This is a genomic window from Streptococcus sp. (assembly GCF_030825805.1).
Taxonomy (GTDB): domain Bacteria; phylum Bacillota; class Bacilli; order Lactobacillales; family Streptococcaceae; genus Streptococcus.
This window is the reverse complement of the sequence record NZ_JAPJPF010000022.1, coordinates 1-14,868: the sequence shown is the minus strand read 5'-3', so window position 1 is coordinate 14,868 and position 14,868 is coordinate 1. Positions and strand designations below refer to the sequence as shown.

General features: G+C 39.8%; 16 protein-coding genes. 14 read left to right on the top strand and 2 right to left on the bottom strand.

Going from position 1 to position 14,868, the window contains the following annotated elements:
- The first annotated feature begins 1 nt into the window (after nt 1).
- The 3 genes from RCH62_RS04845 to purH are packed head-to-tail and all read left to right on the top strand — an operon-like array spanning nt 2 to nt 2,426.
- The gene (locus RCH62_RS04845) at nt 2–370 is read left to right on the top strand and encodes a hypothetical protein (RefSeq protein ID WP_002224354.1); all 369 of its coding nucleotides are present in this window, start codon (nt 2–4) and stop codon (nt 368–370) included.
- Between the two features lie 42 nt (nt 371–412).
- A complete protein-coding gene (locus RCH62_RS04840) occupies nt 413–877 on the top strand; it encodes a GNAT family N-acetyltransferase (protein ID WP_306474762.1) in 465 nt (154 codons plus the stop codon).
- Between the two features lies 1 nt (nt 878).
- Complete coding sequence (gene purH, locus RCH62_RS04835) at nt 879–2,426, top strand: bifunctional phosphoribosylaminoimidazolecarboxamide formyltransferase/IMP cyclohydrolase (protein ID WP_306474761.1); 1,548 nt, start codon at nt 879–881, stop codon at nt 2,424–2,426.
- Between the two features lie 54 nt (nt 2,427–2,480).
- On the opposite strand, the gene RCH62_RS04830 is transcribed toward purH, so the two are convergent.
- Nucleotides 2,481–3,146: a CHAP domain-containing protein gene (locus RCH62_RS04830; RefSeq protein ID WP_306474760.1), complete on the bottom strand. Its 666-nt coding sequence runs from the start codon at nt 3,144–3,146 to the stop codon at nt 2,481–2,483.
- Nucleotides 3,094–3,495 (bottom strand): GBS Bsp-like repeat-containing protein, encoded by a 402-nt coding sequence (locus RCH62_RS04825; RefSeq protein WP_306474759.1) that lies wholly within the window; start codon nt 3,493–3,495, stop codon nt 3,094–3,096. Before RCH62_RS04825 ends, RCH62_RS04830 begins: the two co-directional genes overlap by 53 nt.
- Nucleotides 3,496–3,679: 184 nt before the next feature.
- Here RCH62_RS04825 and purD point away from each other — a divergent pair, with 184 nt between their 5' ends.
- The 11 genes from purD (at nt 3,680) to purB (ending at nt 14,697) form a co-directional block, all read left to right on the top strand.
- Nucleotides 3,680–4,945 carry a phosphoribosylamine--glycine ligase gene (gene purD, locus RCH62_RS04820; protein ID WP_306474758.1) on the top strand — a complete coding sequence of 422 codons (1,266 nt, stop codon included), beginning with the start codon at nt 3,680–3,682 and terminating at the stop codon, nt 4,943–4,945.
- Between the two features lie 197 nt (nt 4,946–5,142).
- Complete coding sequence (gene purE, locus RCH62_RS04815) at nt 5,143–5,634, top strand: 5-(carboxyamino)imidazole ribonucleotide mutase (RefSeq protein WP_006152795.1); 492 nt, start codon at nt 5,143–5,145, stop codon at nt 5,632–5,634.
- The gene (gene purK / locus RCH62_RS04810; protein WP_306474757.1) at nt 5,621–6,694 is read left to right on the top strand and encodes a 5-(carboxyamino)imidazole ribonucleotide synthase; all 1,074 of its coding nucleotides are present in this window, start codon (nt 5,621–5,623) and stop codon (nt 6,692–6,694) included. Before purE ends, purK begins: the two co-directional genes overlap by 14 nt.
- Before the next feature lie 55 nt (nt 6,695–6,749).
- Nucleotides 6,750–8,795 (top strand): DEAD/DEAH box helicase, encoded by a 2,046-nt coding sequence (locus tag RCH62_RS04805; RefSeq protein WP_306474756.1) that lies wholly within the window; start codon nt 6,750–6,752, stop codon nt 8,793–8,795.
- Nucleotides 8,788–9,531, top strand: coding sequence for a DUF2290 domain-containing protein (locus RCH62_RS04800; protein ID WP_306474755.1), 744 nt, complete (start codon nt 8,788–8,790; stop codon nt 9,529–9,531). Before RCH62_RS04805 ends, RCH62_RS04800 begins: the two co-directional genes overlap by 8 nt.
- Before the next feature lie 196 nt (nt 9,532–9,727).
- Nucleotides 9,728–9,955 (top strand): phosphoribosylaminoimidazole carboxylase, encoded by a 228-nt coding sequence (locus RCH62_RS04795; protein ID WP_306474754.1) that lies wholly within the window; start codon nt 9,728–9,730, stop codon nt 9,953–9,955.
- Nucleotides 9,956–10,219: 264 nt separating this feature from the next.
- Nucleotides 10,220–10,282 carry a hypothetical protein gene (locus RCH62_RS08455; RefSeq protein WP_373689708.1) on the top strand — a complete coding sequence of 21 codons (63 nt, stop codon included), beginning with the start codon at nt 10,220–10,222 and terminating at the stop codon, nt 10,280–10,282.
- On the top strand, nt 10,282–11,232 hold the full coding sequence (locus RCH62_RS04790; protein ID WP_306474753.1) for a HEPN/Toprim-associated domain-containing protein: 951 nt from the start codon (nt 10,282–10,284) through the stop codon (nt 11,230–11,232). Before RCH62_RS08455 ends, RCH62_RS04790 begins: the two co-directional genes overlap by 1 nt.
- Nucleotides 11,233–11,736: 504 nt before the next feature.
- Entirely contained in the window at nt 11,737–11,964 is a 228-nt protein-coding gene (locus tag RCH62_RS04785) for a phosphoribosylaminoimidazole carboxylase (RefSeq protein ID WP_125375103.1), read from the top strand.
- A 13-nt stretch (nt 11,965–11,977) separates the two neighbouring features.
- A complete protein-coding gene (locus RCH62_RS04780; protein ID WP_306474752.1) occupies nt 11,978–13,249 on the top strand; it encodes a DUF4041 domain-containing protein in 1,272 nt (423 codons plus the stop codon).
- 149 nt (nt 13,250–13,398) lie between these two features.
- Complete coding sequence (gene purB / locus RCH62_RS04775) at nt 13,399–14,697, top strand: adenylosuccinate lyase (RefSeq protein ID WP_306474751.1); 1,299 nt, start codon at nt 13,399–13,401, stop codon at nt 14,695–14,697.
- Nucleotides 14,698–14,868: the final 171 nt, after the last annotated feature.

Below are 14,868 nucleotides of genomic sequence, written 5' to 3'. Positions count from 1 at the left end.
TATGGACCAATACTATATGGAGTTAAAGAATAAGTTATCTAACAGACCAATCCTACTGGATAATACTAATGATTTTCTTTTTGTTTTAGTAAATACAGTGAAAGCTATGATAGAAAATACTGATAAAAGTCAGCTTTCAGAGTTAGATAAAATTTTAGACGGTGTCACAAGTCAAGAATTAAAACTTGCCTATGATTTTTGTCAAGGGAAATTCGGTCAAGCAGGTTTTTCTTATCGTCGGCACCCGAATTATTTTTATTTGTCCAGTTTAATTGCGACTTTTCCAGAATTTGAGTTGTCTAAAGCAGACCGAGATTACCTCAAAGGAATCATAAATTTTGATAACTACCTTTTATATGAGTTAGATTAGTCTTTAATCACCTCAAAATCCTATTTATTCAAAAGGAGAAAAATGATTAATCTGAAATTAGTAGATGAGAGCAGTTTTCAGGCAGTGCTGGATTTGAAAATATCTGATGCTGATGAACGAGCGCGTTTTGTAGCTCCCAATGTGCGTTCTTTAGCTGACGCATGGCTCTACCGAGAGAATGGGGATGTGTTTCCCATGGCAATCTATTGGGATGAGCAAGTGGTTGGTTTTCTACTGTTGGAAATAGATAAGGATGAGGCAGAATATTTTATCTGGCGGATAATGATCGGCCAGCAGTACCAAGGAAAAGGTTATGGACGAAAAGCCTTGGAAGTTCTGATCAAAGAGGCTCAGATGGATAGAGCTTGCAATCATATTATCGCAGATTATGTGGTTGGAAATGAAAAAATGAAGTACCTGCTGACTAGTTTGGGTTTTCAGGAAACAGGATTTATAGAAGACAATAACGAAGTCGCTATGCGGTTGGATCTAAAGAAAGAGGAATAGAATGACTAAACGCGCACTAATTAGTGTTTCAGATAAAGCGGGCATTGTTGAATTTGCCCAAGAACTCAAGAAACTTGGTTGGGACATTATCTCAACAGGTGGTACTAAAGTTACCCTTGACAATGCTGGGGTAGACACTATCGCCATCGACGATGTGACTGGTTTCCCAGAAATGATGGACGGTCGTGTGAAGACCCTCCACCCAAATATCCACGGAGGTCTCCTCGCTCGTCGTGACCTTGATAGTCACCTAGAGGCTGCTAAGGATAATCAGATTGAGCTCATCGACCTTGTTGTGGTCAACCTTTACCCATTTAAGGAAACCATCCTTAAACCAGATGTGACTTACGCTGACGCGGTGGAGAACATCGATATCGGTGGACCATCCATGCTTCGTTCAGCAGCGAAAAACCATGCTAGCGTAACAGTTGTGGTAGACCCTGCTGACTATGCTGTGGTGCTTGACGAATTGACAGCCAACGGCGAAACCACATACGAAACTCGCCAGCGCTTGGCAGCGAAAGTTTTCCGTCACACAGCGGCCTATGATGCTTTAATCGCAGAATACTTCACAGCCCAAGTAGGTGAAAGTAAACCTGAAAAACTCACCTTGACTTATGACCTTAAGCAACCAATGCGTTACGGGGAAAACCCTCAACAAGACGCTGACTTCTACCAAAAAGCTTTGCCAACGGATTATTCGATTGCATCAGCGAAGCAGCTGAATGGGAAAGAATTATCCTTCAACAATATCCGTGACGCGGATGCTGCGATTCGGATCATCCGTGATTTCAAAGACCGTCCAACCGTTGTGGCTTTGAAACATATGAACCCATGTGGGATTGGTCAAGCTGATGATATTGAAACTGCTTGGGACTACGCTTATGAGTCTGACCCAGTATCCATCTTTGGTGGAATCGTCGTTCTCAACCGTGAGGTAGACGCTACGACGGCTCAAAAAATGCATGGAGTCTTCCTTGAAATCATCATTGCACCAAGCTACACAGACGAAGCGCTTGAAATCTTGACAACTAAGAAGAAAAACTTGCGTATCCTTGAATTGCCATTTAACGCTCAAGATGCTAGTGAAGTGGAAGCAGAATACACTGGTGTTGTTGGTGGTCTCCTCGTTCAAAACCAAGACGTGGTGGAAGAAAGTCCAGCTGACTGGCAAGTGGTTACCAAACGCCAACCAACGGAGACAGAAGCGACAGCTCTTGAGTTTGCTTGGAAAGCTATCAAGTATGTCAAATCAAATGGGATCATCGTGACCAACGACCACATGACACTTGGTGTTGGCCCAGGTCAAACCAATCGTGTAGCATCTGTCCGCATCGCTATTGACCAAGCTAAAGACCGTCTTGACGGCGCTGTGCTTGCTTCAGATGCCTTCTTCCCATTTGCGGATAACGTGGAAGAAATTGCTAAGGCAGGTATCAAAGCGATCATCCAACCAGGTGGTTCCGTCCGTGACCAAGAGTCAATCGAAGCGGCTGACAAATATGGCTTGGCCATGATCTTTACAGGTGTTCGTCACTTCAGACATTAACCTAAAAAGGCACTCATCGATGGATGAGCGCCTTTTTTGTTGGTTAGGAATTCTTTAATTTGGATAGATATAGCTGACCGTTCCCCAGACAACATTCGTGGGGTCAAACCAGCCACGGAAATTGTTGATGGTCCGATTTCCATTGTAATTAGCTTCCTTCACTTGGATCTTTTGATCATGTTCGACCTCCGTCACGACTGCAACGTGGCCATAGCCTCCATTATCCCAACAGGCGATAGCGCCGACCTCTGGGGTATTTCCTGTCCGGAAGCCCGCAGCGCGTGCACTAGCTGCCCACATGCCACCGTTTCCCCACCAGTTTTGTGACCAAGGAGCTAGTTCTTTTGCCGCCCAGGTACATTCGCCGACGGGATAGTAATTATCCGATTGGGTGACCATTGGAGCAGGTTTAGCCCGCTCGACCTGAAATTCAGTGGCAAGTAAACCTTTTAAGTGCCCCTTGTCTTTTTGGTAGACGTGGAGATGAAAGGTTCCTTTCCCTGTATGTTTCTCGGCATTGAAGGATAATTGGTAGCGACCAGGTGCCGTCTTTTTTGCGGGATACCAGATCAAGTCGTCTTGGCCATCTTGTTCAGACCAGATGGGAAAGAAGACCTCCTCCACATCTTCAAAAAGCTGGAGTTGGATCTCAAATAGCTGTGTAGTGCTAGGTCGGACTGTAATCTTGGGTTGGGAAGAAGCCAGGTCTTTTTTTTTCAACGATTGTCTGTAGAGGAAACAGTCCTTCAATATTTCCGTTAGAATGGATCCCGTAGACATGGATGTGATAAAGTCCTGCTTGATCCAAATGATTGGTCAGAGGCACTTGCAAATCAAATCCATTTTCACCTCGTTGAACAGGATACCAAATGAGGTCGTCCTGGCCATTTTGCTCGGACCAAATGGGGACGCTAACGCTTTGGAAGCGGTCTGGAACGGTCCCGAGGTGGACAACTAATTGTCCTTTTTCCTTGTAGATATAATTGACGTTTTGCTCTGCTCTTGCAACTTGTGAAGCCCCTGCCCAGAAAAGACAAGCTGCTAAGAGTAGTTTCTTTATTCTCTGCATAAAACTCCTTTTTAAAAAATATTAGAGGTCTCAATTATAATATTCGTAAAAAGGAGCAGAAATTTAAAAAATAATGAAAAAAGTTTGTTTTCTAATGAAAATCATCGGATATTCCTTGAAACATTAGAATAAAACGAACGATTATGATATAATTTAATAAAATAATTCGCAAAAGAGGTTCGAGATGAAACTTTTGGTTGTTGGATCTGGCGGTCGTGAGCATGCGATTGCCAAGAAATTGTTGGAGTCTAAAGACGTTGAGCAGGTTTTTGTGGCTCCTGGTAATGACGGGATGCGATTAGACGGTCTGGATTTGATCAATATCGGAATTTCCGAACATTCTAAGCTGATTGACTTCGTAAAAGTCAATGAGATTGCTTGGACCTTTATCGGTCCAGATGATGCCCTTGCGGCTGGTATCGTGGATGATTTCAATGCGGCTGGTCTCAAAGCCTTTGGTCCGACAAAGGCTGCGGCTGAACTTGAGTGGTCTAAGGATTTTGCTAAGGAAATCATGGTCAAATACGACGTTCCGACAGCAGCCTATGGCACATTTTCAGATTTCGAAGAAGCCAAGGCCTACATCGAAGAAAAAGGTGCTCCAATCGTCGTCAAGGCAGACGGGCTGGCTCTTGGGAAAGGTGTCGTCGTTGCGGAGACAGTGGAGCAAGCCGTCGAAGCTGCTCATGAGATGCTTTTGGACAATAAATTTGGAGACTCCGGTGCGCGTGTGGTCATCGAGGAATTCCTTGACGGGGAAGAGTTCTCTCTCTTTGCCTTTGTCAATGGGGACAAGTTCTACATCATGCCAACGGCTCAGGACCACAAACGTGCCTATGATGGCGACAAGGGTCCTAACACTGGTGGGATGGGGGCCTATGCACCAGTTCCTCACTTGCCACAGAGTGTGGTTGACACAGCGGTTGACACTATTGTCAAGCCAGTTCTTGAAGGGATGATCAAAGAAGGGCGCCCCTATCTTGGTGTCCTTTACGCGGGGCTTATCTTGACAGCTGATGGACCTAAGGTGATCGAGTTCAACGCTCGTTTTGGTGATCCTGAAACCCAAATCATCTTGCCTCGTTTGACATCCGACTTTGCTCAAAACATCACTGATATTTTGGATGGTAAAGAGCCAGCCATCACTTGGACGGACAAGGGTGTGACATTGGGCGTGGTTGTAGCATCCAACGGCTACCCACTCGCTTATGAGAAGGGTGTCAAGCTTCCAGCCAAGACAGACGGTGACATCATCACATACTATGCCGGTGCTAAATTTGCTGAAAATGGTCAAGACCTCCTCTCAAACGGCGGACGTGTCTACATGCTGGTTACAACAGCAGACACCGTCAAAGATGGCCAAAACATCATCTACAACCAACTCAACAAACAAAACACAGAAGGCCTCTTCTACCGTACGGATATCGGTAGCAAGGCGATAAAAGATTAACAGATACTATAGTTGTCATGGCGAGCGAAAGCGAGCTAGTATAGGATAATCGTCGCAGTAGTGGAACTCCTAGTAGCAGAGCTACTAGGAGCGGAAAATTTGAGACCTTAGGCTCAAATTTTAGGAATGAAACCGAAGGTTTGCTTCCGACCCCACCACCTAAGACCATTATCAAAAAAGAAGAAAAAGGAAAAATTATGACTAAACCAATTATTTCCATCATCATGGGCTCAAAATCCGACTGGGCAACCATGCAAAAAACAGCAGAAGTCCTAGACCGCTTCGGTGTAGTCTACGAAAAGAAAGTTGTCTCTGCTCACCGCACACCGGACCTCATGTTCAAACATGCCGAAGAAGCACGTAGCCGTGGCATCAAGGTTATCATAGCAGGTGCGGGTGGCGCAGCCCATTTGCCAGGTATGGTCGCAGCGAAAACAACCCTTCCTGTCATCGGTGTACCAGTCAAATCACGTGCGCTTAGTGGCGTTGATTCGCTTTACTCGATTGTTCAGATGCCGGGTGGCGTGCCTGTTGCGACAATGGCTATTGGTGAAGCAGGTGCGACCAATGCGGCCCTCTTTGCCCTCCGTCTCCTTTCAGTAGAGGATCAGGCTATTGCGACAGCATTGGCAGATTTCGCAGAAGAACAAGGAAAAATCGCAGAGGAGTCGACGAATGAGCTCATCTAAAACAATCGGAATTATCGGTGGTGGCCAGCTGGGTCAGATGATGGCTATTTCTGCTATCTACATGGGACACAAGGTCATCGCGCTGGATCCGGCAGTGGATTGCCCGGCCTCTCGTGTGGCGGAAATCATCGTGGCGCCTTATAATGATGTGGACGCCCTCCGTCAGTTGGCGGAGCGTTGCGATGTCCTGACCTATGAGTTTGAGAATGTCGATGCTGACGGTTTGGATGCCGTTATCAAAGACGATCAGCTCCCACAAGGAACAGACCTACTTCGCATTTCCCAAAACCGGATTTTTGAGAAGGACTTTCTTTCCAACAAGGCTCAAGTCACTGTGGCCCCATACAAGGTCGTGACTTCAAGCCAAGACTTGGCAGATATTGACCTATCGAAAAACTATGTTCTCAAGACTGCGACTGGTGGCTATGATGGCCATGGACAAAAGGTCATTCGCTCAGAAGCAGATTTAGAAGAAGCTTATGCACTAGCGGATTCAGCAGATTGCGTTTTAGAAGAATTCGTCAATTTTGACCTTGAAATTTCTGTTATCGTGTCAGGAAATGGCAAGGACGTGACGATTTTTCCTGTTCAGGAAAATATCCACCGCAACAATATCCTATCTAAGACCATCGTGCCAGCCCGCATTTCAGAAAGTCTAGCTGAAAAAGCCAAAGCCATGGCAGTGCGAATTGCAGAACAACTGAACCTATCTGGAACACTCTGCGTGGAAATGTTTGCTACAGCTGATGATATTATTGTCAACGAAATTGCCCCACGTCCCCACAACTCTGGGCACTACTCAATCGAAGCCTGTGATTTTTCACAATTTGACACACATATCTTGGGCGTTCTCGGAGCGCCACTTCCAGCAATCCACCTCCATGCTCCAGCAGTTATGCTCAACGTCCTCGGCCAGCACGTCGAGGCAGCTGAAAAATATGTGACAGAAAATCCAAGCGCTCACCTCCACTTATATGGTAAACTAGAAGCAAAGCACAACCGCAAAATGGGACATGTGACTTTGTTTAGTGATGAACCAGATAAGGTTGCAGAGTTTTAATTAGAAATTAAACTAATCAATAATTTAGTGTAAAAACTTAGGAAGAGGGATCAAGGTGGATATAGTTAGAGGTGTCATCAATAATAGTCGTGCAACAGAATCATTGATAAAAGAGTTAGAGAAAGGCGATATTGACGGTACTTTATACTTAGGGTATCCGCTACGAGCCATGGATGAGTTACAAACTAGTTTGGATGCAATGCTAGTATCGCAAACATATGGATTAATTGTATTCTCTTTCAATTTAGTCGATTCTGAAAATGATCGAGATGAGTTGTTTTATCAGATTGAATATACATTTAGAAAGTATCCTCAATTAAGAAATAAGCGAAATTTGGCTTTTTCTCCTAAAGTTTGGACCTACACAGTAGAAACCAGAGATGTAACAAATGAAGATGAATCTAATCCTGCTAATATTATTTCTAAACTAGAAAGTAATAAAGAGGAATTAAGTGATGAAGTATATCGTAATTTAGTTTCAGCGCTTCAAAAAGTTAGTACATTTAAGTCTGTTCCCATAAGAAACATAAGCAGAATAGATTCAAAAGGAGCTAAGATTGCTAAAATTGAAAAGGCGATAGCCAATCTGGATCAGTGGCAAAAAAAAGCTGCATTTGAAAATCCTGAAGGTATACAGAGAATAAGAGGATTAGCCGGTTCTGGTAAAACGGTTGTGTTAGCAATAAAAGCGGCCTACTTACATTTTCAATATCCCGATTGGAATATTGCTGTTACATTTTATACACAAAGTTTAGCACAACAGTTCAAAAGAATGATAAATGCATTCTATAGAGAATATACAGACGAAGGAATCAATGAAGATAGGCTACATATTTTGCATGCATGGGGGAACAGTACTACAGAGGGGATTTATTCTACAATATGTAAAAATCTGGGGATTATTCCTGAGACATACAACTTAGCACTTCAGAGGTACGGTAGGGGAAATGAGTTTTCAGGCATTATTGATACAGTATATAATTTAATTAATGATGATGTTGAAAAGTATGATGCGATTTTAATTGATGAAGCTCAAGATATGCCTGCTAATTTTTTTAAGCTTTGCTACAGACTAACTAAAGATTCTCATAAGATTGTTTATGCATACGATGAACTGCAAAATCTAAGTACAGAGTCTATGCCTAATCTAGGGGAAATGTTTGGAACTCGAGAAGACGGAACTCCCATTATTAGTTTAGAAAACGAATCTAATAAACCCTTAAAAGATATTATGTTGCCAGTTTGTTACAGAAACACAAGGTGGGCATTGACTCTCGCACATTCATTGGGTTTTGGAATATATAGAGAACAGATGGTACAGTTTTTTAATAATAGTCAGCTATGGACTGATATTGGTTATTCTATTGTTGACGGGAGTTTAGAGGAAAAACAAAAGGTTAGTTTAAGAAGAAGCGATGATTCTTCTCCAGAATATTTTAATGAATTATTAGATGCAAATGATTCTATAAAAGTTATTCCCGCCTTTGAATCTAGTGCTAAGCAGTATGAGTGGATTGCTGAGCAAATAGAAAGAAATATTACGGATGATGAATTGAATCCAGAGGATATTATGGTTATTTTTCCTGATGCTTATTCCTCCAAGAAAGAATACTTTAAATTGATTGACTATTTAGAAAGAAGAAATATAGGTAGCAATCTAGCTGGTATAACTACTCAAAGGGATGTCTTTTTTATGAAAGAAAATATAACTTGTTCTAGTATATACCGTGCTAAAGGAAATGAATGTGCAATGGTTTATATTGTTAATTCAAATCAGTGTTACTCAGGTAGTGAATTAATTAAAAAGAGGAATGCTCTATTTACAGCTATTACAAGATCAAAAGCTTGGGTCACAGTTTGTGGTGTAGGTGAAGAGATGACGGGGCTTTTTAATGAAGCACAAGAATGTATTAATCGTGATTTTAAATTAAATTTCACTGTACCGACAGATGAAGAAATATCTAAAATGAGAAGAGTTCATAGAGAATTAACAGCAGAAGATAAAGAAGCATTTGATTTGATTAAAAAATTGAAAAAATTGAAATCTAAAGGCGTATTAGATGATAAATTATTACATGAATTGAGTGATTTAGTTGAGTAATAAAATACCAAAAAAACAAAAAATGTTTCCAAATGAGGTGGAGGAACATTTTGAGCAAATGGTAAATACTATAAAAATACTTGAGCTTTCAGGTTTAGTAAAGCTATACATTCCACCGGAGAAGACATCTTCTTTTGATAATTCCAAACAACAATATAAATATGAGATCTGTTGGAAAAACGATGCCCCAGGTGTAAATGAAAAAAATTTTTTAAGTTTGCAAGCCTATAGTATAGTTGCTTCTCGACGCAGTTTTCAAATTGTACTGTTTGATAATAGTTTAGTGAGGTGTGCAATGTCTTTTGATAGTGAAGGGGTCTTGATTTCGCAAAATTTTGCCTACCTCCCCTGTCCTATAGAATGCTTCTCGAATGAAGATATGGAAATTGATGAAATTATTGATAGTATTGAAGTAGGTCTACTTTACACGGATACGTTATTAATGCGAACTACTGTTAGATTTGATTATGATTCTACCAACGATAATGAGAATCACCCAGCAAATCATGTACATTTACAAAGTCCGGGGACTAGAGTATTAACGAATGGTCCCATGTGTTTCAATAAATTTATAAAACATATTATTGAAGTTTTTTACCCTGCTTCTTACTTTCTGAAAAAATCTATACTAAAGAAAGAACAATATGAATTGCTAAAAAGATTAGAGTTCATTGAAGTGAAAAAGGAAAGTTCGTCTGTAAAAAAATACCAACTCTCCTCAAAGTATATATTATAGCAGATTGGTGATTACGGACTATGGACTTCCTTAATACTTAAACTAATACTTTTAAAATAAAGGAAGGGGAGAGGGGGTTCAAGTATTTGGACTTGGGTTTAAAACGTCCCTCCTCCTGTAAATAATATAAAAAGAAAGGAACAAGGGCTCCGTATCTTCTAAACTGAACACGAAGCTACAAACCTTATTAATTACTATGATTCAACTGATCGTCAGTGCATTTATTGAAAAAGATAAGGCTGGAGCAGTCGTCGAAGTCTTATTTGCTAGTAACCATCACGAAAAAGTGAAAGCTAAGTATGAAGAGCTGGTTGATCAATATCCTGAAAACTATTTAGCTATCTATAATCTTCCGCTAGATACGGATTTGAATACACTGGATCATTATCCATCTGTGTGGATTGGAAAAGAAGGGTTTGAATAAAGTGACTGTCGGTTGCTAACTGATGTGAAACATCAAAAGAATAGAATTTAAAAATGAGAAAGGACAGCAGGTTACATTAATTTGAGCCTAAACATCTAATCTTTGATAAAATAAACTAAAGTAACAAAGGTGTTCGTATTTGCAAAAAATGAATTTTGACTACAAGTTTAGTTCATTCGTCAAAACCGGTGAATGTTATTCCATCGAAAAACAAAGCAATGATAATTATATATACGGGAAATAGAAGCGAAGCACAATCGCAAAATGGGACACATTATGGTGTATACAGAAGATGCGGATGAGTTTGGGGAAGGAGTGGAATTTTAGTGGGAACGATTATAGAATTATGTGCTAATAATTTAACGTTGGACTGGGGGAAAAATAATTATTATAAAGCCCATTCCTGGCTATTTTCAGAGGATGATAGATTTGAGGAGAAGTTTACTAACTATAATTTCTATAATGGGGGGTTAGCTATTTTCGATAATTTAGAGAACGTAAAATTCAGGTTAAATAATTTAGGTTATTCATTAGATGAAACTAAAAAACGACTTGAAGATCAAATTAATATTTGGCGTAGAGTACATGTTTTTCCCGAAATAACTCAACTAATAATGAATTACATTAGTTCAATTAATCTTGATGATATGACAGATCTAACTATTCAAGAAGAATCTAAGTGCTTTGGTGAAGATGATGTGTATCATTGGCTTGCAAAAAAGATAGAAGCCGATCCTATTTATATTACAGAAAAAAATAAGTTGATAGCTAATCTAGAAAATTCTGAGGATTATTTTGATGATATAGAAGGATTTTTTTTTGAAAAATTAGATAGATATATTTTCTTACGTTTGTTATGTGAAAACCAATTTAATTTGGATAAAGAATTGAAATGGTTCTGTCATGATATTATAGAGTCGGGTTGGGCTTCAAAGGAAGATATACAATACTTTGATAATAAATATTTTGTTATTGAACATAATAAATTGTATGGGAAATTAAATAGATACGCCATTAAACAAGATAAGATTGACGATAAAGTATCACAATTTGATAGTTGGTTAAGGAGGAAAGGACTACCACAAAATAGAAATTATCAGAGAGAAAATTTAAGTACAGATACTTTAACACCAATAAGATATACAACTCCGACTTTTATACGGAATATAATTCATCATCCTGAGAATACTAATAATACTTTTAATGATGGTGATTTAAAAGAATCAATTAATTCGATGCTTGGTTTAATTAAGCAAAATGGTATAAATTTAATTTGAAGGAGAATACAATGATAGGCTATTCTTTTCAGCTTAATCTAATAACTGGAATGATTAGAAGCGAAGCATGTGTCTGATTTAACGATTTCGTAAATTGAGCTGGATATTGAATTCCATAAAGATGAGCTAGTTTAAAATTGTTTTCGAGTATTGATAGGGGTAGTCTTAGCAAACTTTCAAGTTATTACTTCAATGAATAAACGAATGAACATCGTTAGTAACCATCTGAAAGTATCATAAAAAAACCGCCTGTCAGAGCAAAGAGAAATTTAGATAAAGAGCAAAGATAGTTGTGTTAATCAAATTGAATACGGAATACTTTGTATCTGTAATAATAGAAAGGAATGGGCACCAGTTTTACTGAATTAAACTCGGTCGGAAAGCTTGGAATAAATTAGCATATTCATTTCTAAATACTAAAGAAATTAAATTTAAAAACAGAAAGGAACAAGAGCTCACGTATTCACCAAAACTGAATACGGGCTACGGACTTGATTAATTCTTATGATTCAACTTATTGTCAACGCATTTGTTGAAAAAGAGAAGACGGGGGCAGTCGTCGAAGTCTTGTATGCTAGTAGCGATCACGAAAAGGTGAAAGCTAAGTATGAAGAATTAGTTGCACAATTTCCTGAAAACTATTTAGCTATTTATGATTTGCCGATGGATACGGATTTGAATACACTAGATCACTATCCATCAGTGTGGATTGGGAAAGAAGAATTTGAGTAGGAGAACTTAGTATATGGGGATATTTAGTTTTGGGAAGCCTAAAGATGAAGTTCTGGAAAATAAAATTCAAAGATTAAACCAAGAAATCGAATTAAAGAAAAAGAGTTTAGATGAATTAAAGTTTCAAATACAAACTGCTAAGGAAATTTATTCTTTGAACGAAGAATTAGTGAATAAACGGAGTGAACTTGATCGTTTAAACTATGAAATTTCTCTAGCAAATGATGACTTAAGCTTACAAGAATTTGGCTTTTTTAATCGGCAATATAAATTCACTGATTCACTTCAATACAAAGAAGCTTTAGAAAATATTAGACTTCAGGAAAAAGAACTTGTTAAAAATGATAAGGCCGCAAAGATTATTTGGACATACACTTTTAACAATAGTGAAAAAAAGGGTCGTGCAATTCAAAATAAATTAAAAAAGGTGGCAATTCGAGGTTTTAATGGAGAAGCAGATGCCTTACTAGTAAAAACAACGCCTGCTAATGTTGAAAACAAGAAGACCGCGCTTATACGATCGTTTGATCAGCTGAATAAAATTTATGCTAGTAATGGTGTGGAGATCACTCCAGAATATTTACAACTGAAATTGCTTGAATTTCAAGTAGCTGTTGAGTACGAGCTTCAAAAGCAAGAAGAAAAAGAGTTGCTTCGTGAACAAAGAGAAAAGGAACGAGAAGATAAAAAACTTCAAGCCGAGATTAAAGCGAAACGAAAGCAATTAGAAAAAGATAGAGATCACTTTAAAAATATGGTTGCCAAGGTAACAGAGTTACTGAAAGAAGCAAAAAATGATGAAGTAGGTGAACTCAGACGCCAATTGACTGAATATCAGGATAAACTATCTGAATTAGATGAAATTGAAGAAGACATTGATTACCGAGAAGGTCATGCAACAGCAGGATATGTGTATGTGATATCTAACATAGGTTCTTTCGGTGAAGATGTTTATAAAGTTGGAGTTACTCGTCGTTTAGAGCCATTGGAACGCATCAGAGAATTAAGTAGTGCTTCTGTACCTTTTCAATTTGATGTCCATGCTTTGATTTTTAGTGAAGAAGCCTTTGCTTTAGAAACAGAGCTACATAATCAACTTGCTAACTATAAAGTAAATAAGGTAAATGGACGAAAAGAATATTTCAAAGTTCCATTTGAAAAAATAAAAGAACTTTTGGATAAACACGAAGAGTTGACTGTAGAATTAAATGAGAATGCTGAAGCGTTTGAATATAGACAAACCAAAGCTATTGAAGATAAACAGTTATTGCAAAACGACTTTTAGTCGTTAAACGGATGTTTCATGCCGTGGGGAAAGCGGTAGCGACGGAAATCTTGAGACTTCAGGCTCAAGATTTAGTCATGAGATTCTGGAGGAAGCTGCTGACGTCCGCTCCACTTAAGTGAAACATCAAAAGAAAGGAAAAGAAAACAATGATCGAACGTTACTCTCGCCCAGAAATGGCGAACATTTGGACTGAAGAAAATAAATACCGTGCTTGGCTTGAGGTGGAAATCTTGGCTGACGAAGCATGGGCTGAGTTGGGAGAAATCCCTAAGGAAGATGTGGCTTTGATTCGTGAAAAAGCGGATTTTGACATCGACCGTATTCTTGAAATCGAGCAACAAACTCGCCACGATGTGGTGGCTTTCACACGTGCGGTTTCTGAAACTCTTGGCGAAGAGCGCAAGTGGGTTCACTATGGTTTGACTTCTACTGACGTGGTCGATACAGCCTATGGTTACCTCTACAAACAAGCCAACGACATCATCCGTCGAGACCTTGAAAACTTCACCAACATCATCGCTGATAAAGCAAAAGAACACAAGTTCACGATTATGATGGGTCGTACCCACGGTGTGCACGCTGAGCCTACAACCTTTGGTCTTAAATTGGCGACTTGGTACAGCGAAATGAAACGCAACATTGAGCGTTTCGAGCACGCAGCTGCTGGTGTGGAAGCTGGTAAGATTTCTGGTGCGGTTGGGAACTTTGCCAACATCCCACCATTTGTTGAAAAATACGTCTGCGACAAGCTTGGTATCCGTGCTCAAGAAATCTCTACACAGGTGCTTCCTCGTGACCTCCACGCTGAGTACTTTGCGGTTCTTGCCAGCATCGCAACTTCTATCGAGCGTATGGCAACGGAAATCCGTGGTCTTCAAAAATCTGAACAACGTGAAGTGGAAGAGTTCTTTGCCAAAGGTCAAAAAGGGTCTTCAGCAATGCCTCACAAACGTAACCCTATCGGTTCTGAAAACATGACAGGTCTTGCGCGTGTTATCCGTGGGCACATGGTAACAGCTTATGAAAACGTAGCCCTTTGGCACGAACGTGATATCTCTCACTCATCAGCAGAGCGGATTATCGCACCAGACACAACTATCTTGATTGACTACATGCTTAACCGTTTTGGAAACATCGTTAAGAACTTGACGGTCTTCCCTGAAAACATGATTCGCAACATGAACTCTACATTTGGTCTTATCTTTAGCCAACGTGCGATGTTGACCTTGATTGAGAAAGGGATGACCCGTGAGCAAGCTTACGACCTTGTTCAACCTAAGACAGCTCAATCATGGGATAACCAAGTCGACTTCAAACCACTTCTTGAAGCAGATCCAGAGGTGACATCACGCCTCACTCAAGAAGAAATCGATGAAATCTTCAACCCAACTTACTACACCAAACGGGTGGATGAGATCTTCGAACGCATCGGTTTGGGTGACTAACCGCAACTAAAAACGGGAATTTGAAAAATAGACGAAAAGAGGCTGGGACAAAAGTCCTAGCCTCTTTTCGTCTTTGGATTATCGAGCAAGACGCAGTGGTTGAGTGAGCTCTACTAGGCTGATTTCATCAGCTTTTACAGCCCTACTCAACTGTGCGGAGGTGGGACGACG

Bases quoted from the DNA above. Each gene is read 5' to 3' on its own strand.
- RCH62_RS04845 (WP_002224354.1), top strand. From the start codon at position 2: ATGGACCAATACTATATGGAGTTAAAGAATAAGTTATCTAACAGACCA.
- RCH62_RS04840 (WP_306474762.1), top strand. From the start codon at position 413: ATGATTAATCTGAAATTAGTAGATGAGAGCAGTTTTCAGGCAGTGCTG.
- purH (WP_306474761.1), top strand. From the start codon at position 879: ATGACTAAACGCGCACTAATTAGTGTTTCAGATAAAGCGGGCATTGTT.
- RCH62_RS04825 (WP_306474759.1), bottom strand. From the start codon at position 3,495: ATGCAGAGAATAAAGAAACTACTCTTAGCAGCTTGTCTTTTCTGGGCA.
- purD (WP_306474758.1), top strand. From the start codon at position 3,680: ATGAAACTTTTGGTTGTTGGATCTGGCGGTCGTGAGCATGCGATTGCC.
- purE (WP_006152795.1), top strand. From the start codon at position 5,143: ATGACTAAACCAATTATTTCCATCATCATGGGCTCAAAATCCGACTGG.
- purK (WP_306474757.1), top strand. From the start codon at position 5,621: ATGAGCTCATCTAAAACAATCGGAATTATCGGTGGTGGCCAGCTGGGT.
- RCH62_RS04795 (WP_306474754.1), top strand. From the start codon at position 9,728: ATGATTCAACTGATCGTCAGTGCATTTATTGAAAAAGATAAGGCTGGA.
- RCH62_RS04785 (WP_125375103.1), top strand. From the start codon at position 11,737: ATGATTCAACTTATTGTCAACGCATTTGTTGAAAAAGAGAAGACGGGG.
- RCH62_RS04780 (WP_306474752.1), top strand. From the start codon at position 11,978: ATGGGGATATTTAGTTTTGGGAAGCCTAAAGATGAAGTTCTGGAAAAT.
- purB (WP_306474751.1), top strand. From the start codon at position 13,399: ATGATCGAACGTTACTCTCGCCCAGAAATGGCGAACATTTGGACTGAA.